Source organism: Nocardioides taihuensis (genome assembly GCF_042657275.1).
In the GTDB taxonomy this organism is placed as follows: domain Bacteria; phylum Actinomycetota; class Actinomycetes; order Propionibacteriales; family Nocardioidaceae; genus Nocardioides; species Nocardioides taihuensis.
The window spans coordinates 236,743-258,634 of sequence record NZ_JBHSKD010000008.1; the positions used below are offsets into that span (position 1 = coordinate 236,743).

Sequence of the window (21,892 nt, forward strand, 5' to 3'; positions counted from 1 at the left end):
ATGGCGCTGCGCAGGCTGGTCGCCCCGGTCATCGTCCTCGCCCTCGTGGTGGCGGCGGCGTTCACCTTCCTCGGGGGAGAGGAGCGCAAGACCCTCACCGCGCACTTCCCGCGGACGGTGTCGATCTACGAGGGCAGCGACGTCCGCGTGCTCGGTGTGCCAGTCGGCACGGTCGACACCGTCACGCCCTCGGGCACCGACGTCGTGGTCACCATGTCCTACGACGCGGACACCGAGATCCCCGCGGACGCCAAGGCAGTGATCGTGGCCCCCTCGATCGTGGGCGACCGCTTCGTGCAGCTCACCCCGGTCTTCGAGCAGGGTGACGACGTGCTCGCCGACGGCGCGACCCTCGACGAGGACCAGACCGCGGTGCCGCTCGAGCTCGACCAGATCTACTCGAGCCTCGACGACCTGACTGTCGCCCTCGGCCCCACCGGCGCGAACAGCAAGGGCGCGCTGACCGACCTGCTCGAGTCCACCGCCGCCAACTTCGGCGGGCAGGGCGAGCAGTTCCACCAGACGGTCGAGGACTTCAGCCAGCTCAGCCAGACCCTCGACGACAACAAGGAGGAGCTGTTCGGCTCCGCTGCCGAGCTCGAGGGCTTCATCGGGACCCTGGCGCGCAACGACTCGACGGTGCGCCGGTTCAACCAGTCGCTGGCCCAGGTGGCCGGCGTCCTCGAGGGCGAGCGGGGCGACCTGCGGGCCTCCCTGCGCAACCTCGGCTCGGCGCTCGGCGAGGTGTCGTCGTTCGTGCAGGAGAACCGCGAGGTGCTCGGCCGCAACATCCAGGGGCTCAACCGCGTGGCGAAGGTGCTGGTCAAGCAGCGCGGCGCGCTCGACGAGATCCTCACCGCCGGCCCGCTGGCGCTCAACAACCTGGCCCTGACCTACAACCCGCAGGCCGGCACGCTCGACACCCGGGCCAACATCGGGGAGCTGCCCGGCCAGGTCGCGGCCGACCCGGCCGCCTTCCTGTGCAGCGTCGTCGACCAGGTCGACACCAGCGGCAACACCTGCGACCTGATCAACCGCGGCCTGCCCCGGGCCGCCTTCGGCCAGGTCGGCGTGCGCACGCACGACCGGTTCGACCCGACCCTCGGCGGCCTGGCGGAGGTGCAGCCATGATGACCCGTCTCAAGGCCCTGCTCCTGCTGCTCGTCACCTCGGTCGCGCTCAGCGGCTGCGACTTCGACGTCTACGAGCTGCCGCTCCCGGGCGGCACCGACGTCGGCGACGACCCGATCATGGTCACGGTCAAGTTCCGCGACGTGCTCGACCTCGTGCCCAGGTCGACGGTCAAGGTGAACGACGTGAACGTCGGGCAGGTCACCGACATCACGCTCGACGGCTACACCGCCGACGTCACGCTCGCCCTGCAGAACGACGTCGACCTCCCCGACAACGCGATCGCCGAGCTGCGGCAGACCAGCCTCCTCGGCGAGAAGTTCGTCTCCCTCAGCCCGCCGCCCACCGGCGCGACCGGACAGCTGGAGTCGGGCGACGTGATCGGCCTCGACAGCACCGGTCGCAACCCGGAGGTCGAGGAGGTGCTCGGCGCGCTCAGCCTGATCCTCAACGGCGGCGGGGTGGCCCAGCTGCAGACGATCGCGCCCGAGCTCAACCAGGCGCTCGAGGGGCGGGAGGACTCGGCGCGCTCGGTGCTGCGCCAGGTCGAGCTGCTCACCGGCCAGCTCGACGACAACAAGGAGGACATCGTCCGGGCGATCGACTCCCTCAACCGCCTCGCGGTCTCCGTCAACGACCAGACCTCGAGCATCGACTCCGCGCTGGAGGAGCTGCCGAGCGCCCTTGAGACCATCGACAAGCAGCGCGGCGACCTCGTCCGGATGCTGCAGAGCCTCAACCGGCTCGGGGACATCGGCGTCCGGGTCATCAACGCCTCCGAGGACGCGACGATCCAGACGGTCCGGCAGCTCGACCCGGTGCTCACCGAGCTCGCCAACAGCGGCAAGGACTTCGTCGACGCGTTCAACGTGTTCCTGACCTACCCGTTCGTCGACGAGGTGGTCGGCCGCGACCCGCAGGTGGCGCGCAACCTCCACATGGGCGACTACACCAACCTCTCCGTCGAGCTCGACGTCAACGTGGGGAGCGACGAGAACGACACCGGGCTGCCCGACCCCACCGACCTGACCGACCTGCCCACGGTGGTCGACCCGACGGTGGTCCTCGGCGACGTCGCGAAGTGCCTGCGGTCCGGCAAGGTCACCAGCAAGGCGTGCCAGAGGGTCCTGAAGTCGCCCGAGAAGCTGCTCAAGCTCCGTGAGGAGTGCGCGAAGCCGGAGAACGAGGACAAGCCGATCTGCACCTACCTCGTCAACCAGGTCCCCGGCCTGCCCTCGCTGCCGAGCCTGCCGGGCCTGCCGGGCCTGCCCCGCGTCGGGTACGGCCCCTCCCTGCCGGACGCGTCGTACGACCCGGCGAAGGGACCGACCATGGGCTGGCTGCTCAAGCGCTACGACCCCGCCCTCGTCTCCCTCCTCGTCCCCGGGATGGTGACCCGGTGATCACGCGTCGCACCAAGGTCCAGCTGATGGTCTTCGTGCTCATCACGCTGCTCGGCGTCAGCTTCGTCGGCGCCCGCTACGCGCGCCTCGACAGGCTGCTGTTCGACGACACGTACGCCGTCACCGCGCACTTCGCCGACTCCGGCGGCATCTTCGCCGGCGGCGAGGTGACCTACCGGGGCGTGCGGATCGGCCAGGTCGAGAAGCTGGTGCTGACCGACCAGGGTGTCGACGTCGTCATGGACATCGACAAGGGCTACGACTCGATCCCCGCCGACACCCTCGCCGTGGTCGGGAACCGCTCCGCGGTGGGTGAGCAGTACGTCGAGCTGCAACCGCAGGTCGACGCGCAGCCCTACCTCTCCGACGGCGACGAGATCGCCGAGGAGGACACCCGGACCCCGATCCAGACCCAGCAGCTGCTCGGCGACATCTCCGACACCGTCGAGTCGGTCGACAAGGACGCCCTGTCCACCACCGTCTCCGAGCTCGGCGACGCCTTCGGCGGCACCGGGCAGGACCTCCAGCGGATCATCGACTCGGGCAACTCGTTCATCGCCGAGGCGAATGCCAACTTCGACACCACGAAGGCGCTGATCCGCGACAGCAACACGGTGCTGCGCGGCCAGCTCGACTCGGCGCAGGCGATCCGCTCGTTCGCCCGCGACCTCCAGCTGTTCACCGGCACGCTGGCCGGCTCTGACCGGGCGCTGCGCGAGGTCATCGACAACGGGTCGGCCACGGCGACCCAGCTCCGCACGTTCCTCGAGGAGAACGACGTCGACCTGGGCGAGCTGATCGGCGAGCTCGTCACGACCGGCGAGGTCGTGGTCGAGAACATCCACGGCGTGGAGCAGATCCTCGCGATCTACCCCTACGTCGTCGAGGGCGGTTTCACGGTGGTCTCGAAGTCCCCCGAGACGGGCCTGTACGACGCCCACTTCGGCATGGTGCTCACCCAGAACCCGTCCGTGTGCCACGACGGCTACCAGGGCACCGACATCCGGCCGCCGCAGGACGGCAGCAACGCGAAGATGAACACCGACGCGCGCTGCACCGAGCCGCCGTCGCAGAGCGACCCGCGCGGGGCGCAGAACGCTCCGCGCGCCGCGGCCGCCTACCGCGCGCCCGTCGCGTCGTACGACCCGACCACGGACCGGCTGACATGGGGCAGCCAGGTGCCGGGAGGACTCACCTCCCCGGGCACCCCCGCACCACGCACTCTGGGAGAGGAGTCCTGGAAATGGCTGTTCCTTCAGCCCTTGTTGACAGGGAAGTGATCCACGAGGAGCAGACCTCTGCTCCTCCCGCCCCCCGTTCCCGCGGCTTCCGGGTGGCGCTGCTCGGCGTGCTCGTCGTGGCGCTGTTGGCCTCGGCGGGGACCCTCGTCTGGCTGTTGGCCGGCCGTCGCGGGGAGGCCGACGAGCTCCAGCGGCAGCGGGAGCAGGTGATGGCGCAGACCGAGCAGTTCATGCTCCGCATGGGCACCTTCGGTCCCGACCAGCTCGACGACCGGGGCCAGATGCCGGACTACCGGGAGAAGGTCAAGGAGGTCATCACGCCGAAGTTCGCCACCTCCTTCGACAAGGAGGTGACGACCGCCGAGCAGCTGGTCTCCCAGGCCGAGGTGTCGCGCGTGGCGAAGGTGTTCTCCACCGGGGTGTCGATGATCGACGCCGACTCGGCGACCGCGCTGGTGGCCGGCAGCTTCACCGACACCTACCCCTCGGCGAAGGACGGGGAGCCGGTGCAGGCCCAGCCGGTGCCGTTCCGGATCGAGGTGCAGCTGGTGAAGACCGACGGCCGGTGGCTCGTCGACGACTTCTCCCCGATCACCGGTGCCGACGGGGAGGAGCAGCAGTGACCCCGAGCATGTACGACCTGCTGGACGTCGACCGCGACGCGAGCCCGGAGGAGGTCCGGGTCGCCTGGAAGTCCGCGATCGCGGACCTCGACCCCTCCGACCGACGCTTCCGCGCCTACAACCAGGCGGCCGAGGTGCTCCTCGACCCCCGGCGCCGGGCCGCGCACGACCACGCGCTGGCCGCCGACGACGAGGCCGCGGGTGCCCCGGCCGCGGTGGCGACCGCCGTCCCGCTCGAGGACCCGCTCGAGGACGAGGAGGCCGGCTCCGCGCGGGCCGGCTGGGTGCCGCCCACCTGGTTGCTGGTGGGGCTCGCCGCCGTCACGGCGGTGGTGGGCGGCTTCGCGGGCTACCTCGCCACGACCCCGTCCGACGACGACGTCGAGGCCGCGACCCGGGCGGCCCAGAGCGCGGCCGAGCGCGCCGTCGTCCCGCTGCTCTCCTACGACTACCGCCACCTCGACGACGACCAGGCCGCGGCGCACGCGTACCTGACCTCCTCCTACCAGGAGGACTACGACCAGCTGTTCGGGGTGCTCCAGGACAACGCGCCGGGCACGAAGACGGTGGTGCAGGTCGACCCGCCCCTGGCCTCGGCCGTCGTGCGGTCCGGCGAGGACCGCGTCCAGGTGCTGCTGTTCGTCGACCGGCCGACCACCAACAAGGCCGACCCGGAGCGACCGGTCGTCTACAAGGACCAGGTCACGCTGACCATGGCCCGTGAGGGGGACCGGTGGCTGGTGGACGACCTCGAGACCTCCCCGGTCGCGCAGTAGGTCGTCTGCACACCTCCACCCGACGCTCCCGCGGCCCCGCCGCGGGAGCGTCTTCGTTCCCCCGGGATGCCGTGTTCTGCTTGACCTCGGTCGCGCGGTCCCTCATCATCGTCGGCAGGCGCTGGCCGTGAGGGCTGGCCGCGCCTTGTGGTGCGCGCTCTGTTGCGCTATCGTGGGTCCTTGCGTCTGCCCTCATATGCCCTTCCGCCTGCCCGGTGGCGGTCCTGGTGGTCGGTGGACGCCCTTCCCAGAGCGACCCTTGAAAAGGACACCTCTTGGCCGCGCGCACCACCTCTGGTCAGTCTCGCCGCATCTCCTTCGCAAAGATCACCGAACCTCTCGAGGTTCCCCAGCTCCTCTCTCTGCAGACCGACAGCTTCCACTGGCTGATCGGCGACGAGGGGTGGGAGCAGCAGGTCCAGGCTCGCGTCGACGCGGGCGAGGACGTCTCCCCGAAGTCCGGTCTCCAGGAGATCTTCGAGGAGATCTCCCCGATCGAGGACTTCTCCGAGACGATGTCGCTCTCGTTCGAGAACCCGGTCTTCTACGACCCGAAGTACACCGTCGACGAGTGCAAGGAGAAGGACTTCACCTACTCCGCGCCGCTCTACGTCTCGGCGGAGTTCACCAACAACGACACCGGTGAGATCAAGGGCCAGACGGTCTTCATGGGCGACTTCCCGCTCATGACCGACAAGGGCACGTTCATCATCAACGGCACCGAGCGCGTCGTGGTCTCCCAGCTGGTCCGCAGCCCGGGCGTCTACTTCGAGCGCACGGCCGACAAGACGTCCGACAAGGACATCTACACCGCGAAGCTCATCCCCTCGCGCGGCGCCTGGCTCGAGTTCGAGATCGACAAGCGCGACATGGTCGGCGTCCGCCTCGACCGCAAGCGCAAGCAGAACGTCACGGTGCTGCTCAAGGCCCTCGGCTGGACCAACGAGCAGATCCGCGAGGAGTTCGGCGAGTACGAGTCGATGATGCTGACCCTGGAGAAGGACCACACCCAGGGCCAGGACGATGCGCTGCTCGACATCTACCGCAAGCTGCGCCCGGGCGAGCCGCCGACGCGCGAGGCAGCGCAGACGCTGCTCAACAACTACTACTTCAACCCCAAGCGCTACGACCTCGCCAAGGTCGGCCGCTACAAGGTGAACAAGAAGCTCGGCCTGCTCGAGGCGTTCGACCAGCAGACGCTGACCGTCGACGACATCGTGGCCGCGATCCGCTACATCGTCGCGCTCCACGACGGCCGTGAGCAGCTCGAGACGCCCCAGGGCACCTTCGACATCTCCGCCGACGACATCGACCACTTCGGCAACCGCCGCATGCGCACGGTCGGCGAGCTGATCCAGAACCAGCTCCGCACGGGCCTGGCCCGCATGGAGCGGGTGGTCCGCGAGCGGATGACGACCCAGGACGTCGAGGCGATCACGCCGCAGTCGCTGATCAACATCCGCCCCGTGGTGGCGGCGCTGAAGGAGTTCTTCGGCACCTCGCAGCTGAGCCAGTTCATGGACCAGACCAACCCGATCGCGGGCCTGACGCACAAGCGTCGCCTGTCCGCGCTCGGCCCGGGCGGTCTGTCCCGGGACCGCGCCGGCATGGAGGTCCGCGACGTCCACCCGTCGCACTACGGCCGTATGTGCCCGATCGAGACCCCTGAGGGTCCCAACATCGGTCTGATCGGCTCGCTGGCGTCCTACGGCCGGATCAACCCGTTCGGCTTCGTCGAGACGCCCTACCGCAAGGTGAAGAACGGCAAGGTCACCGACCAGGTCGAGTACCTCACCGCGGACGACGAGGACCGCTACGTCATCGCCCAGGCGAACGCCCCGCTCGACGACAAGAACAAGTTCGTCGAGGAGCGGGTGCTGGTCCGCCAGCGCGACGGCGAGGTCTCCGAGGTCCTGGCCGACGAGGTCGACTACATGGACGTCTCCCCGCGCCAGATGGTGTCGGTGGCGACCGCCCTGATCCCGTTCCTCGAGCACGACGACGCCAACCGCGCGCTCATGGGCGCGAACATGCAGCGCCAGGCCGTGCCGCTCATCAAGAGCGACGCGCCGCTGGTGGGCACCGGCATGGAGTACCGCGCAGCGGTCGACGCCGGTGACGTGGTCGTGGCCCGGGCGGCCGGTGTCGTGAAGGAGGTGTCGGCCGAGGTCATCGAGACCATGAACGACGACGGCACCTACACGACGTACAAGCTGGCGAAGTTCCGTCGCTCCAACCAGGGCACCTGCATCAACCAGCGTCCGCTGGTGACCGAGGGCGACCGGCTCGAGGTCGGCACCCCGATCGCCGACGGTCCGTGCACCGACAACGCCGAGATGGCGCTGGGCACGAACCTGCTGGTCGCGTTCATGCCGTGGCAGGGCCACAACTACGAGGACGCGATCATCCTCAGCCAGCGCCTGGTGCAGGAGGACATGCTCACCTCGATCCACATCGAGGAGCACGAGGTCGACGCCCGCGACACCAAGCTCGGCCCCGAGGAGATCACCCGGGACATCCCGAACGTCTCCGAGGAGATGCTGGCCGACCTCGACGAGCGCGGCATCATCCGCATCGGCGCCGAGGTCACCACCGGTGACGTGCTGGTCGGCAAGGTGACGCCGAAGGGCGAGACCGAGCTGACCCCCGAGGAGCGCCTGCTCCGCGCGATCTTCGGCGAGAAGGCGCGCGAGGTGCGCGACACCTCGATGAAGGTGCCGCACGGCGAGTCCGGCACCGTCATCGGCGTCCGGGTCTTCGACCGCGAGGACGGCGACGAGCTGCCCCCGGGCGTGAACCAGCTGGTCCGCGTCTACGTCGCGCAGAAGCGCAAGATCTCCGTGGGTGACAAGCTCGCGGGCCGTCACGGCAACAAGGGCGTCATCGCGAAGATCCTGCCGATCGAGGACATGCCGTTCATGGAGGACGGCACCCCGGTCGACGTGGTCCTCAACCCGCTCGGCGTCCCGCGACGCATGAACATCGGCCAGATCCTCGAGCTCCACCTCGGGTGGCTGGCCAAGCAGGGCTGGGACATCGAGCTGAGCGAGGACAAGAAGACCGAGGCCTGGAAGCAGCGCCTGATCAAGATCCACGCCGAGAAGGCCGAGCCCAACACCAACGTGGCGACACCGGTGTTCGACGGCGCGCGCGAGGACGAGATCACCGGCCTGCTCGGGGCGACCCTGAAGAACCGCGACGGCAACCGCCTGATCGGCGTCAACGGCAAGGCCAACCTGTTCGACGGCCGCTCCGGCGAGCCGTTCCCGGACCCGGTCTCGGTCGGCTACATGTACATCCTCAAGCTGCACCACCTCGTGGACGACAAGATCCACGCGCGCAGCACCGGCCCCTACTCGATGATCACGCAGCAGCCGCTGGGCGGTAAGGCCCAGTTCGGTGGCCAGCGGTTCGGCGAGATGGAGGTCTGGGCGATGGAGGCGTACGGCGCCGCCTACGCCCTGCAGGAGCTGCTGACGATCAAGTCGGACGACGTGCCCGGCCGGGTCAAGGTGTACGAGGCGATCGTGAAGGGCGAGAACATCCCCGACTCGGGCATCCCCGAGTCGTTCAAGGTGCTCGTCAAGGAGATGCAGTCGCTCTGCCTCAACGTGGAGGTGCTGTCGCAGGACGGCACGGCCATCGAGATGAAGGACGCCGAGGAAGACGTCTTCCGGGCGGCCGAGGAGCTCGGCATCGACCTGTCCCGTCGCGAGCCCAGCAGCGTCGAAGAAGTCTGAGGTGACCCCGTCGCCGTCGGTCGAGCAAGTCGAGACCACGGCGGCGGGACCTCGGTCCACAGCCTTGACTCAAGAGAACTAACCGAAGGAATCCAGCCATCGTGCTCGACGTGAACTTCTTCGACCAGCTTCAGATCGGCCTGGCCACAGCGGAGGACATCCGCCAGTGGAGCCACGGCGAGGTCAAGAAGCCGGAGACCATCAACTACCGCACGCTCAAGCCCGAGCGTGACGGCCTCTTCTGCGAGAAGATCTTCGGTCCCACCCGGGACTGGGAGTGCTACTGCGGCAAGTACAAGCGCGTGCGCTTCAAGGGCATCATCTGCGAGCGCTGCGGCGTCGAGGTCACCCGCTCCAAGGTGCGCCGCGAGCGCATGGGCCACATCGAGCTCGCCGCACCGGTCACCCACATCTGGTACTTCAAGGGTGTCCCGAGCCGCCTCGGCTACCTGCTCGACCTCGCCCCGAAGGACCTCGAGAAGGTCATCTACTTCGCGGCGTACATGATCACGAGCGTCGACGAGGACGCCCGTCACCGTGACCTGTCCTCGCTCGAGGGCAAGGTCGGCCTGGAGCGCGAGCGGCTCGAGAAGCGCCGCGACGGCTCGCTCGAGGACCGCAGCAAGAAGCTCGAGGAGGACCTCGCCGCGCTCGAGGCCGAGGGTGCCAAGGCCGACGCCCGCCGCAAGGTGCGCGACGCCGCCGAGCGCGAGATGAAGCAGCTGCGCGACCGTGCGCAGCGCGAGCTCGACCGTCTCGACGAGGTGTGGAACACCTTCAAGACGCTCAAGGTCCAGGACCTCATGGGCGACGAGATGCTCTACCGCGAGATGAAGAACTGGTTCGGCAAGTACTTCGAGGGCCACATGGGCGCCACGGCGATCCAGAAGCGCCTGCAGGACTTCGACGTCGAGGCCGAGGTGGAGTCGCTGCGCGAGACCATCGCGACCGGCAAGGGCCAGCGCAAGGTCCGCGCCCTCAAGCGGCTCAAGGTCGTCGACGCCTTCCGCAAGACCGGCAACCAGCCGATCGGCATGGTGCTCGACGCCGTCCCGGTCATCCCGCCGGACCTGCGCCCGATGGTGCAGCTCGACGGTGGCCGGTTCGCGACGTCGGACCTCAACGACCTCTACCGGCGCGTCATCAACCGCAACAACCGCCTCAAGCGGCTGCTCGACCTCGGCGCGCCCGAGATCATCGTGAACAACGAGAAGCGGATGCTCCAGGAGGCCGTGGACTCGCTGTTCGACAACGGCCGCCGCGGCCGGCCGGTGACCGGTCCGGGCAACCGCCCGCTCAAGTCGCTGTCCGACATGCTCAAGGGCAAGCAGGGCCGCTTCCGCCAGAACCTGCTCGGCAAGCGCGTCGACTACTCCGGCCGTTCGGTGATCGTCTCCGGTCCGCAGCTGAAGCTGCACCAGTGCGGTCTGCCCAAGCAGATGGCGCTCGAGCTGTTCAAGCCGTTCGTGATGAAGCGGCTCGTCGACCTGTCGCACGCGCAGAACATCAAGTCCGCCAAGCGGATGGTCGAGCGCGCCCGCCCGGTCGTGTGGGACGTCCTCGAGGAGGTCATCACCGAGCACCCGGTGCTCCTCAACCGTGCGCCCACGCTGCACCGCCTTGGCATCCAGGCCTTCGAGCCCCAGCTGATCGAGGGCAAGGCGATCCAGATCCACCCGCTCGTCTGCACCGCGTTCAACGCGGACTTCGACGGCGACCAGATGGCGGTGCACCTGCCGCTGTCGGCCGAGGCGCAGGCCGAGGCCCGGATCCTGATGCTGTCGACGAACAACATCCTCAAGCCGTCCGACGGCCGCCCGGTGACGATGCCGACCCAGGACATGATCGTGGGTCTGTTCTTCCTCACCACCGACCGTGACGGCGAGCCCGGCGAGGGTCGCTCGTTCTCCTCGCAGGCCGAGGCGATCATGGCGTTCGACCGTGGCGAGATCTCGCTGCAGAGCAAGGTCCGGATCCGCCTCGACGACGTCGTCCCGCCGCTCGACTGGGACCTCACCGACTGGGAGGAGGGTCGCTCGCTGACCCTCGACACCACGCTGGGGCGCACGCTGTTCAACGACACGCTGCCGGCCGACTACCCCTACGTGAACTACGAGGTGGGCAAGAAGGCCCTCGGCGCGATCGTGAACGACCTCGCCGAGCGCTACACCAAGGTCGAGGTCGCCGCGTCGCTCGACGCCCTCAAGGACACCGGTTTCCACTGGGCCACCCGGTCCGGTGTCACCGTGTCGATCGAGGACGTCGTGACGCCCGCCAACAAGGCGGAGCTGCTCGCGGACTACGAGACCCAGGCGGCCAAGGTCCAGAAGCAGTTCGAGCGCGGTCTGGTCACCGACGAGGAGCGCCGCCAGGAGCTCATCGAGATCTGGACCGAGGCGTCGAACAAGGTCGGCCACGCGATGGAGACCAACTTCGACCGCACCAACCCGATCTACATGATGGTCGACTCGGGTGCCTCCGGAAACATGAACCAGATCCGGCAGGTGGCCGCCATGCGAGGCCTGGTGGCGAACCCGAAGGGCGAGATCATCCCGCGGCCGATCAAGTCGAACTTCCGCGAGGGCCTGACCGTGCTGGAGTACTTCATCGCCACGCACGGTGCCCGCAAGGGTCTGGCCGACACCGCGCTGCGGACCGCCGACTCGGGTTACCTGACCCGTCGTCTGGTGGACGTCTCGCAGGACGTGATCATCCGCGAGGACGACTGCGGCACCGAGCGCGGCCTGCCCAAGCGGATCGGCCGTCGCGACGACGCCGGCGTGGTCCGCAAGGACGACAACGCCGAGACCGCGGCGTACGCCCGGACCGCCGCCGTCGAGGTCACCCACCCGGAGACCGGCGAGGTGCTGGTCGGGGCGGGCGAGGACCTCGGCGACGTCAAGATCGGCGAGCTGGTCGCGGCGGGTGTCGAGGAGGTCAAGGTCCGCTCCGTGCTGACCTGCGACGCCAAGACCGGCACCTGCGCCAAGTGCTACGGCCGCTCGCTGGCCACCGGCAAGCTGGTGGACATCGGCGAGGCCGTCGGCATCATCGCGGCCCAGTCGATCGGTGAGCCCGGCACGCAGCTGACCATGCGTACCTTCCACACCGGTGGTGTGGCCTCGGCCGACGACATCACGCAGGGTCTGCCCCGCGTGGTCGAGCTCTTCGAGGCCCGCTCGCCCAAGGGCCGGACCCCGATCTCCGAGGCCGCCGGCCGCGTGGAGATCGAGGAGACCGACAAGGCCCGCAAGGTGCTGGTCACGCCCGACGACGGCTCGGAGGTCCAGGAGTACCCGGTCTCCAAGCGGTCGCGCCTGATGGTCGCCGACGGCGAGCACATCGAGGTCGGGCACCACCTGACGGCCGGTACGCCGGACCCGCAGGACGTGCTGCGGATCCTCGGCGTGCGCAAGGCGCAGGAGCACCTGGTGGACGAGGTCCAGGCCGTGTACCGGTCGCAGGGTGTGTCGATCCACGACAAGCACATCGAGATCATCGTGCGGCAGATGCTGCGCCGGATCACGGTGATCGAGTCGGGCGACACCAACCTGCTGCCCTCCGACCTCGTGGACCGTGTGGTCTTCGAGGAGGAGAACCGGCGCGTGGTCTCCGAGGGCGGCAAGCCGGCCTCGGGTCGTCCGGTGCTCATGGGCATCACCAAGGCCTCGCTGGCGACCGAGTCGTGGCTCTCGGCGGCCTCCTTCCAGGAGACCACCCGCGTCCTCACCGACGCGGCGATCCACGGCCGCTCCGACTCGCTGCGCGGTCTGAAGGAGAACGTGATCATCGGCAAGCTGATCCCGGCGGGCACCGGCCTCGAGCGGTACCGCAACATCCGGGTGGAGCCGACCGAGGAGGCCCGCGCCGCGGCGTACTCCGTCACGGGCTACGACTCCTACGACTACGAGTTCGGCAACACCGGCGGCCAGGCCGTCGCGCTGGACGACTTCGACTTCGGTTCCTACCAGAACTGAGCCGACCCCACGCTGACCCGCCGTTAGTTAACGGCGGGTCAGCGTTGATTTCGGGCCCTGACCTGCCGCCTGAGAGAATCGGGGCCGTGAGCACAGGAGTTCCCGCGCAGACCGACGTCCTGGTCGTCGGCGCCGGCCCGGCCGGGTCCGCGGCTGCCGCGTGGGCCGCGCGCGCGGGTGCTGAGGTGCTGCTCGCGGACGCGGCCGTCTTCCCCCGCGACAAGACCTGCGGCGACGGGTTGACGCCGCGCGCGGTGCACGAGCTCGAGAAGCTCGGCCTGCGCGACTGGCTGCGGGCCCGCACCGTCAACCGGGGCCTGCGCGCCCACGGGTTCGGGCAGACCCTGCACCTCCCGTGGCCGGGCGGCTCGCTGCCCGACTGGGGTTCCGCCGTGCCCCGCACCGAGCTCGACGACCACCTGCGCACGACCGCGATCAAGGCGGGGGCCACGGCCGTCGACGGCGCCCGCGCGGTCGACGTGCGGATGGACGGCGACCGGGTCGCCGCCGTCGTGTTCCGGGGCCAGGACGGCACCCACGAGATCGCCTGCCGCCGCCTCGTCGTCGCCGACGGCGTGCGTTCGCCGCTGGGCAAGGCGCTGGGCCGGGAGTGGCACCGCGACACGGTCTACGGCGTCGCCGGTCGGGCGTACGTCGAGTCCACGCGCGCCAACGACCCGTGGATCAGCTCGCACCTCGAGCTGCGGGGCGAGTCGGGCGAGATCCTGTCGGGCTACGGCTGGATCTTCCCGCTGGGCTCGACCTCCGGCACCGGCGAGATCAACATCGGCGTCGGCACCCTGGCCACGGCCAAGCGCCCGGCCGAGGTCGCGCTGCGCCCGCTGATGCGCCACTACGCCTCCCAGCGCCGCGAGGAGTTCGGGCTCAGCTCCGACCTGCGCGCGCCGACGTCGGCGCTGCTGCCGATGGGCGGTGCGGTCTCCCACGTGGCCGGCCGCAACTGGGCCCTCATCGGCGACGCCGCAGGCTGCGTGAACCCGCTCAACGGCGAGGGCATCGACTACGGCCTCGAGACCGGACGCCTGGTCGCCGAGGAGCTGGCCGCCGGCGACACCGACCTGGGGGAGCGATGGCCGGCGGTGCTGCGCGAGCACTACGGCGAGTCGTTCTCGATCGCCCGACGCCTGGCCGGGCTGGTCACGGTCCCGCGGCTGCTGCCCACCCTCGGCCCGGCGGGCATGCGCTCCGACCTGCTGATGACCCTGGCCCTGCGCTGGATGGGCAACCTGGTCACCGACGACGACCGCGACCGCGCCGCCCGCGTGTGGCGCTGGGCCGGTCGTCGTTCCATCGCGCGCGACGCGCGCCCGCCCTTCGCCTGAGCCGCCCGTGCGCCACAATGCCCCGGTGGCCGGGACGGGAGCGCGGGAGGGTTGGTACCGCAGCACGGTGCTGCTCGGCCGGGGCCTGCTGCGCGGCCTCGGCGTGCGGGTCCGGCTCTCCGGCACCGAGCACCTGCCGGCCGACGGCCCGGCGCTGCTCGCGGCCAACCACGTCTCCTTCCTCGACTTCGTCTTCCTCGCCCACGCCGGGATCGACCGCGGACGCCACGTCCGTTTCCTGTGCCGCCACGACATCTGGGGCGCTCCGCTCGTCGGCCGGGCGATGGACGGGATGCGCCACGTGCCGGTCGACCGCGCCGCTCCGGCGCACTCCTACCTGGTCGCCCGGCGGCTGCTCCGGGCCGGCGAGGCGGTCGGCGTCTTCCCCGAGGCAGGGGTCTCCCACTCGTTCACGGTCCGGGGGCTGATGCCCGGCGCCGCGGCGCTCGCCCGCGACACCGGCGTCCCCGTGCTGCCCGTCGCGCTCTGGGGCGGCCAGCGGATCTGGCGGGCCGGGCGCGCCCCCGACGGCCGGCGGATCCGGCCCGAGCTCGCCCGGGGCCGCGTGGTCGACGTGCGCATCGGCGCGCCGCTGCCGGTGGCGCCCGACGCCGACCCGGTCGTCACCACCCGCCGGATCGGCGAGGTGCTCACCGGCCTCCTCGAGGACGTGCAACGGCTCCCGGACCACCGGCCCCGGCCCGGCGAGGGCGCGCCGTGGTACCCCGCCCACCTCGGCGGCGACGCTCCCGACCGGCGCGCGGCCCTGGCGCTCGACGTTCTGCCGCGCTCGGCCGTCGCGCCCACCTGGGGGCCGAGCCTGCCGCCGCGACCCGCGCTGCCCGAGGCCGGCTGATGGCCGGGCTGCCGCGACGCCAGCGGGTCGGCGCGTACGCCGTGATCGTCCGCCACGACCACATCCTGCTGACCCGCCTCGCACCCCACATCACCCGCGGCGAGCTGTGGACGCTGCCCGGCGGCGGACTCGACCACGGCGAGGACCCGCGCGACGCCGTGCTGCGGGAGATCCGCGAGGAGACCGGCCTCGAGGCCCAGGTCGGCGAGACGGCGCGCGTCTACTCCGCCCACCTTCCCGCCACCTGGCGCGACGGTCGCCGGGTCGACGCCCACGCCCTGCGCATCGTGTACGACGGGTGGGTGGCGCCCGACGCCCCCGAACCGCAGGTGCTGGAGGTCGGCGGCTCCACGGTGGCGGCGGCCTGGCACCCGGTGGCCGGCGTCATGGACGGCTCGGTGCCGGTGGCCGCCCTGGTGCGCGAGGCCCTCGCCGACCACCGGCCGTTCCGGCGGCAGCGGGTCGCGGCGTACGCCCTGTGCGTGCGGGGATCGGGCGACGCCGCCGAGGTCCTGCTGACCCGGATCTCCGCGCTCGGCGCCCACGCCGGCTCGTGGACCCTCCCCGGCGGAGGCATCGACCACGGCGAGCCGCCCCGCTCGGCGGTGCTCCGGGAGGTCCGCGAGGAGACCGGCCTGGAGTGCGAGGTGGGCGAGCTGCTCGACGTCCACGACGTGCACTTCGACGGGGTCGCGCCGACCGGGCGGTTCGAGGACTACCACGGCCTCCACCTCGTCTTCGCCGCGACGGTGTCGGGCGGGGAGCCGCGCGTGGCCGAGGTCGACGGCACCACCGCGGAGGCCGCGTGGGTGCCGGTCATCGCGGTCGCCGACGGGAGCTGCGAGGTGCTGGACGTCGTGCGGCACGCGCTGGCGGTGGCGGGGGAGGGGTAGTCCCCGACGTCAGGGTGGTCTATCGGGGGGATCGACCACGGGAACGTCGGGGACTACCGGTCAGGGGACGCGCCGACTACTGCGGGGCGACGGCGTCCCAGAGGTGCAGCGGCTCGAGGACCGACTGCATCCAGTCCTGCACCGCGGCGGTGTCGACGCGGTAGGAGAAGCCCTGGCCGCCACAGCTCCAGTTCTTCACGAACGAGTTGACCGCCAGCACGCTGGTGGTGTCGCCGGCGAACACCGGGCCGCCGGAGTCACCGAAGCAGGTGCCGACGCGGCCGCCGCCGGGGTTGGACGACAGCTGCAGGTTGTAGCCGGCCGTGTACGTGTTGCGGGTGCTGATGATGAACGCGTGGCCCATCAGGCGCTCGCGGAACGACACCGTGTGGTTGCCGTTCCTGCCGTTGACGCGGGTGATGCCGTAGCCCGAGACCGTGACCACGGCGTCCTCACCCGTGCCGAGCAGCGAGGCGTCACCGACGCCGGCCAGGGTGCCGTAGGTGTCGATGTCGGGGTACACGTCCGCGACCGCGCCCGGGGCGAGCACGATCAGGCCGGCGTCGTGCGTCTCCGGGATCGAGCCGAGGTCGGTGAACCCGTAGTTGTAGAGCATCGTCGAGGTGACGCCACCCGACTCGGGGTAGCCCGAGGGGGCCGGCGTTCCGGTGGCCGGGTCGTAGCCGACCCCGGCGTCCTGCTCGAACCAGATGCGGGCCGAGGGGGCGACGTTGCCGGCGTCGTCGGCGGCGACGCAGTGCCCGGCGGTCAGGAAGACCTCGGGGGAGAGCAGCGTGCCGGTGCAGCGGTGGAGGAAGTTGCCGTCGGCGTCGTAGAAGGCGACGAGACCGACGTACTCGTGCTCGAAGTCGGGGGCGATGTTCTTGCCGGTGACCGCGAGCGAGGGTGGGGCGATCAGGGCGGCGAGCAGGGCCAGGGCGAGCGCGAGTGGCGCCAGCGCGAGGCCGGTGAACTTCTTGAGCATCAGGGCTCCTTCACACGGTGGGTGTATCCGACCCTCGGTTGTAACCCGGCAGCCGCGCCGCGGCGGCGTTCGTCGTGAGAGTTACCCAAAACCGGTCTGCCGGCGACGCCGGCAGACACCCCGCGCGAGTCAGTGGGCGCGGTGGGAGGCCGAGGAGTCGGTGGGGTGGAGGGCGTCGACCTCGTCGGCGAAGCGGGCCAGCGAGTCGGTGAGCTCGTCGAGGGTGCGGCGGTCGGCCTCGAGCTCGGGCGTGGCCGGGGCGCCGGCGCCCATCGCGATCCGGTGGGCCTCGCGACGGGCGTTGAGGCGGATCAGCTCCGCGTCGAGCTCGGCCTGGGCCATGAGGAGGTCGGTACGGCGCTCGGCCTCGGCCTCGATCGCCTCGAGGTGGCGCAGCATCGCCTGCTCGGTGTCGAGCAGCCGCTTCACCACCCGGCGTGCGACCTCCTCGACACCGGTGTCGTCCCCGGCGTGGCTGCCCGGGCGCGCGGGCAGCGGCGGGGCGACGGGGTCGGGGGCGAGGGCGTCGGGGCGGCGGGTCGGGTCGTCGTACCACGCCTCGACGAGGTCGCGGCGGGCCGGACCCGTGGTCGTCGCCGGCCCGGTCGTCATGGTCGGTCCCTGCGGCTCGGTCGTGCTCATGCTCTGCTCCCGTGGTCCGGGCGTGCCTGATGGAACGGTTTCCCTGCGCCCGAGACCTCGCTTGCCACGATAGGGAGGGCGCCCGGCGCGTCCCACGCCGACACGCGTTTGTGGAGAGACTGTGGACGGGTTGTTACCGTCTCGTTGATCTGCGAGCCCGCCCCGCGAGGGCCGGTCTGGCCCACGTCACCGCCGAGGAGCGCCCGTGCCCGAGCCGTCTGCGGAGCAGGTCTTCACCTACGGCGCCCCGGCACTGAAGTTCGGGCCCGGTGCGTCGGCCGAGATCGGCTTCGACCTCGAGCAGCTCGGGGCGCGGCGCGTGCTGCTGGTGACCGACCCCGGGGTGGCCGCCGCGGGGCACCCCGCCGCGATCGCGGAGCGGCTGGCCGACCGCGGGCTCGACGTCACGACGTACGACCGCGCGCGGGTCGAGCCGACCGACGCCTCGCTGGCCGACGCCGCCGACTTCGCCCGCGCCTCCGGACCGTACGACGCGCTGGTCGCGGTCGGCGGAGGATCGGCGATCGACACGGCCAAGGCGATCTCGCTGCTGCTCACCAACCCCGGCACGGTGCTCGACTACGTCAACGCGCCCGTGGGAGGGGGGCGCGCCCCCGCCCACCCGCTGCTCCCGCTCGTCGCCGTGCCGACCACCACCGGCACGGGTAGCGAGAGCACCACGGTCTGCGTCCTCGACGTGCTCGACCAGCACGTCAAGAGCGGCATCAGCCACCCCCGGCTGCGCCCGACCCTGGCGGTGGTCGACCCGCAGCTGACCTGGTCGCAGCCGGCCATGGTCACGGCGAGCTCCGGGATGGACCTGCTCTGCCACGCGCTCGAGAGCTGGACGGCGCGCCCCTACTCGTCCTTCCCGGCCAGGCAGCCCGAGCAGCGCGTCCCCTACTGCGGCGCGAACCCGATCTCCGACCTGTGGGTCGAGCGGTCGCTGGTGCTGCTGGCCGGCGCGTTCCGCACGGCGGTGCACCGGGGCGACGACGTCGTGGCCCGCGAGCAGATGGCGACGGCGGCGACCTTCACCGGCATCGGCTTCGGCAACGCCGGCGTGCACGTGCCGCACGCGAACGCCTACCCGATCGCCGGCCGCGTGCGCGGCTACCGGCCCGCTGACTACCCGCAGGACGAGCCGATGGTGCCGCACGGCATGGCGGTGTCACTGACCGCGCCCGCGGCGTTCCGGCTCACCTTCGACGCCGACCCCGCGCGCCACCTGCGGGCCGCGCGGCTGCTCGACCCCGACGGCGCGGGGGTGCCCGACGGCCCCGACCAGCTCCCGGCGGTGGTCTCCGCGCTGATGCGCGACGTCGGGATGCCGCCCGGCCTCGCCGCGATCGGGTACGGCGAGGCGGACGTCGACGACCTCGTCGCCGGCGCCCTGCAGCAGCAGCGGCTGCTCGCGACCGCCCCGCTGGAGGTGACGCCGGACGACCTGGCGGGGGTGTTCCGGCGGTCGCTGGAGCTCTGGTGACCGGCGCCCCGCCCGACCCCGCGACCGGTGACCTGCTCGCGGAGCTGCGCGGCCGCGGCGTGACCGACGTCGACGCCTCCACGCTGACCCGGGCGCTCTACTCCTCCGACGCCTCCCTGTACCGGGTGGTCCCGCGGGCCGTCGCCCGGCCTCGGCACCCGGACGAGGTCGTGGCCGCGCTCGAGGCGGCCCGCGCGGTCGGCGTGCCCGTCACCGCCCGCGGCGCCGGCACCTCGATCGCCGGGAACGCGGTCGGGCCCGGCCTGGTCCTCGACACCGTGCGCCACCTCGGCAAGGTGCTCGAGGTCGACCCGGAGGCCCGCACCGCGCGGGTGTGGCCCGGCACCGTGCACGCCGACCTGCAGCGCGCCGCCGCGCCGTACGGCCTGCGCTACGGCCCCGACCCCTCGACGCACACCCGCTGCACGATCGGCGGGATGGTCGGCAACAACGCCTGCGGCTCGCGGGCGCTCGGCTACGGCCGCACTGCCGACACCGTGCGCGACCTGCAGGTGGTGTGGGGGACCGGCGAGGTCGGGCGTGCGGGCGACGGCGCCGTCGGTCGCGCGCTGGTCGACCTCGTCGCCGACGACCTCGGTCACGTGCGCATGCACTTCGGGCGCTTCTCGCGCCAGGTGAGCGGGTACGCGCTCGAGCACCTGCTGCCCGAGCGCGGCGGGCGCGTCGACCGGTTCGTGGTCGGGTCGGAGGGCACGCTCGGGCTCGCGCTCGAGGCGACCGTCGACCTGGTGCCCGAGGAGCCGCGCACCCTCGTCGTGCTGGGCTACCCGAGCATGGCGGAGGCGGCGGACGCCGTGCCCGCGATCCTGGCCAGCGGCCCGCGGCTGGTGGCCTGCGAGGGGCTCGACCACCGGATCACCGACCTGGTCGCTTCGGTGCCGCCGCTGCCGCGAGGCGCGGGCTGGCTGTTCGTCGAGACCACCAGCGACACTGCCACAGCGGCCGCCGCGGTGGTGGCCGCGGCCGGCGCCCTCGACCACCGGCTGGTCGACGACGAGCGCGAGGCCGCCGCCCTCTGGCGGATCCGCGAGGACGGCGCCGGCCTCGCCGCCCGCAGCCTGGAGCGCCCGGCGTCGAGCGGCTGGGAGGACACCGCCGTCCCGCCCGAGCACCTCGGCGCCTGGCTGCGCGACCTCGACGGCCTGCTCGACGAGCACGGCCTGCAGGGCGTGCCGTACGGCCACTTCGGCGACGGCTGCGTGCACGTGCGGATCGACTTCGCCTTCGACGACGGCGGCCGGCGGTTCCGCGAGTTCCTGGTCGCCGGCGCCACGGCGCTCCAGCGGTACGGCGGTTCGCTCTCCGGCGAGCACGGCGACGGCCGGGCCCGCTCGGAGCTGCTGCCCCTGATGTACGACGAGCGCTCGCTCGCGCTGTTCGCCGCGGCCAAGGCGGTGGCCGACCCCGAGGGCCTGCTCAACCCCGGGGTGCTCGTGGACCCGGCCCCGCTCGACGCCGACCTGCGCCCGGCCCGACCGGGGCACGAGCCGGCGCTCGCGCTGCGGATGGTCGACGACGGGGGCTCCCTGGCCGCGGCCGTCCACCGCTGCACGGGTGTCGGGAAGTGCGTCGCGCCGCGGCCGGGCGGCGTGATGTGCCCGTCCTACGTCGCCACCCGCGAGGAGAAGGACTCCACCCGCGGCCGCGCGCGGGTGCTGCAGGAGGCCCTCGACGGCACGCTGGTGCACGGCCTGGACGACCCGGCGGTGGCCGAGGCGCTCGACCTCTGCCTGGGCTGCAAGGGCTGCGCGAGCGACTGCCCCACCGGCGTGGACCTGGCGACGTACAAGGCGGAGGCGCTGCACCAGCAGTACCGCGGGCGGCGTCGCCCCCGCGCGCACCACGTGCTCGGCGCCCTGCCGAGGTGGGCCGCGCTGGCGCCGCCCGGCTCGGGCGCGCTGGTGCGGGGGCCGGTGGCCGCGCTGGCCAAGGCCGTCGCCGGCGTCGACCGTCGCCGCTCGCTCCCTGCCCTGGCCCGCACCAGCGCCCGCCGGGCCGCGGGGGAGCCGCCCGCCGACGTCGACGTCTGGATCTGGGCCGACACCTTCACCGACCGCTTCCTGCCGCAGACCGCCGCCGCCGCGGTCGAGGTGCTGGCGGCCGCCGGCCTGCGGGCGGCGGTGGTGCCGGAGGCCGCCTGCTGCGGGCTGACCTGGTTCACCACCGGCCAGCTCGACGAGGCGCGGGCGCGAGTCGCCGACGCGGTGCGCACCCTGGCGCCGTACGCCGGGCGGGGCACGGTCGTCGGCCTCGAGCCGTCGTGCCTGGCGATGCTGCGGGGCGACGCCGCCCAGCTCGTCGGCGGGACGGTGGAGATCAGCACCCTGGCCGAGGTGCTGACCCGGCAGCTCGAGGCCGGGGCCTGGACGCCGCCCGACCTCGCCGGCGTCGAGGTGGTCGCGCAGCCGCACTGCCACCACGCGTCGGTGCTCGGGTGGGAGAAGGACGAGGCGCTGCTCCGCGCGGCGGGGGCCACCGTGACCCGGGTGCCGGGGTGCTGCGGGCTCGCCGGCAGCTTCGGCATGGAGCGCGGCCACTACGACGTCTCGGTCGCCGTGGCGGAGTCGCACCTGCTGCCGGCGGTGCGGGCCGCGGGTCCCGGCGCGGTGGTGCTCGCCGACGGGTTGTCGTGCCGCCACCAGCTCGCGGACCTCGCCGGCGTCCCGGCGCAGCACCTGGCCGAGCTGCTGGCTCGCCCCGCTCAGTAGGCTCGGCTCGTGAACCCTCGCCACCGCCGCCTGATCATCCCGGTGGCCCTGGGCCTGCTGATCCTGA

General features: G+C 71.8%; 14 protein-coding genes. 12 read left to right on the forward strand and 2 right to left on the reverse strand.

Annotation, left to right across the window (positions count from 1 at the left end; genetic code table 11):
- The 10 genes from ACFPGP_RS09005 (at position 1) to ACFPGP_RS09050 (ending at position 15,983) form a co-directional block, all read left to right on the forward strand.
- On the forward strand, positions 1-1,131 hold the full coding sequence (locus ACFPGP_RS09005; protein ID WP_378589374.1) for an MCE family protein: 1,131 nt from the start codon (positions 1-3) through the stop codon (positions 1,129-1,131).
- Positions 1,128-2,534, forward strand: coding sequence for an MCE family protein (locus tag ACFPGP_RS09010; protein WP_378589376.1), 1,407 nt, complete (start codon positions 1,128-1,130; stop codon positions 2,532-2,534). The genes ACFPGP_RS09005 and ACFPGP_RS09010 overlap by 4 nt, the downstream gene beginning before the upstream one ends.
- A complete protein-coding gene (locus ACFPGP_RS09015) occupies positions 2,531-3,814 on the forward strand; it encodes an MCE family protein (RefSeq protein WP_378589377.1) in 1,284 nt (427 codons plus the stop codon). The genes ACFPGP_RS09010 and ACFPGP_RS09015 overlap by 4 nt, the downstream gene beginning before the upstream one ends.
- Positions 3,815-3,867: 53 nt before the next feature.
- Positions 3,868-4,398 (forward strand): hypothetical protein, encoded by a 531-nt coding sequence (locus ACFPGP_RS09020; protein WP_378589379.1) that lies wholly within the window; start codon positions 3,868-3,870, stop codon positions 4,396-4,398.
- A complete protein-coding gene (locus ACFPGP_RS09025; protein WP_378589380.1) occupies positions 4,395-5,174 on the forward strand; it encodes a hypothetical protein in 780 nt (259 codons plus the stop codon). The genes ACFPGP_RS09020 and ACFPGP_RS09025 overlap by 4 nt, the downstream gene beginning before the upstream one ends.
- A gap of 275 nt (positions 5,175-5,449) precedes the next feature.
- Positions 5,450-8,914: a DNA-directed RNA polymerase subunit beta gene (gene rpoB, locus ACFPGP_RS09030; protein WP_378589381.1), complete on the forward strand. Its 3,465-nt coding sequence runs from the start codon at positions 5,450-5,452 to the stop codon at positions 8,912-8,914.
- 101 nt (positions 8,915-9,015) lie between these two features.
- The gene (locus tag ACFPGP_RS09035) at positions 9,016-12,891 is read left to right on the forward strand and encodes a DNA-directed RNA polymerase subunit beta' (RefSeq protein WP_378589383.1); all 3,876 of its coding nucleotides are present in this window, start codon (positions 9,016-9,018) and stop codon (positions 12,889-12,891) included.
- 86 nt (positions 12,892-12,977) lie between these two features.
- Positions 12,978-14,234, forward strand: a complete 1,257-nt coding sequence (locus ACFPGP_RS09040; protein WP_378589385.1) for a geranylgeranyl reductase family protein — start codon at positions 12,978-12,980, stop codon at positions 14,232-14,234.
- Between the two features lie 25 nt (positions 14,235-14,259).
- Entirely contained in the window at positions 14,260-15,090 is an 831-nt protein-coding gene (locus ACFPGP_RS09045; protein WP_378589387.1) for a lysophospholipid acyltransferase family protein, read from the forward strand.
- Positions 15,090-15,983, forward strand: a complete 894-nt coding sequence (locus ACFPGP_RS09050; RefSeq protein WP_378589389.1) for an NUDIX hydrolase — start codon at positions 15,090-15,092, stop codon at positions 15,981-15,983. Before ACFPGP_RS09045 ends, ACFPGP_RS09050 begins: the two co-directional genes overlap by 1 nt.
- Positions 15,984-16,059: 76 nt before the next feature.
- Here ACFPGP_RS09050 and ACFPGP_RS09055 read toward each other — a convergent pair whose 3' ends face one another.
- Both ACFPGP_RS09055 and ACFPGP_RS09060 read right to left on the reverse strand, forming a co-directional pair.
- Complete coding sequence (locus ACFPGP_RS09055) at positions 16,060-16,968, reverse strand: trypsin-like serine protease (protein WP_378589391.1); 909 nt, start codon at positions 16,966-16,968, stop codon at positions 16,060-16,062.
- 129 nt (positions 16,969-17,097) lie between these two features.
- Complete coding sequence (locus ACFPGP_RS09060; RefSeq protein WP_378589392.1) at positions 17,098-17,610, reverse strand: hypothetical protein; 513 nt, start codon at positions 17,608-17,610, stop codon at positions 17,098-17,100.
- A 205-nt stretch (positions 17,611-17,815) separates the two neighbouring features.
- Here ACFPGP_RS09060 and ACFPGP_RS09065 point away from each other — a divergent pair, with 205 nt between their 5' ends.
- Both ACFPGP_RS09065 and ACFPGP_RS09070 read left to right on the forward strand, forming a co-directional pair.
- Positions 17,816-19,096, forward strand: a complete 1,281-nt coding sequence (locus ACFPGP_RS09065) for a hydroxyacid-oxoacid transhydrogenase (RefSeq protein WP_378589393.1) — start codon at positions 17,816-17,818, stop codon at positions 19,094-19,096.
- A complete protein-coding gene (locus tag ACFPGP_RS09070; RefSeq protein WP_378589395.1) occupies positions 19,093-21,825 on the forward strand; it encodes an FAD-binding and (Fe-S)-binding domain-containing protein in 2,733 nt (910 codons plus the stop codon). Before ACFPGP_RS09065 ends, ACFPGP_RS09070 begins: the two co-directional genes overlap by 4 nt.
- Positions 21,826-21,892 lie beyond the last annotated feature (67 nt).